The organism is Halomonas sp. ALS9 (genome assembly GCF_001651035.1).
Lineage (GTDB): Bacteria > Pseudomonadota > Gammaproteobacteria > Pseudomonadales > Halomonadaceae > Vreelandella.
On record NZ_LXRG01000056.1, the window covers coordinates 1 to 282 of the forward strand.

Annotated in this window: 1 pseudogene; it reads right to left on the reverse strand. The window is 55.7% G+C overall.

The annotated features are described in order from the left end of the window. A pseudogene (locus tag A6R74_RS04085) lies at positions 1 to 282 on the reverse strand (AAA family ATPase); the annotation flags it as partial.

Sequence of the window (282 nt, forward strand, 5' to 3'; positions counted from 1 at the left end):
GGATTCCAGTCGCGAACCCGACTGAAAGATGGCCTCAAAGCCACGCAGCTCCTGTCGCTGCACCTGATAAATACGCGCACCGATACGGTCGGCACGGTGTAACGTCACGACCGCCCCCGCGAGAGAATCAACCTTAGTATCTTCCGTGTGCAGTGGTGCGATATCAGCCAGGTAGGTATCCCCTTTCAGTTTGATCCGCAATCCATTGATGCGTGAGTTGTTTCGGCGAATCAAATCGGGCCGATCCACCTCGTCAAGGTAAAGATCCAGTGAGAGCCCCGG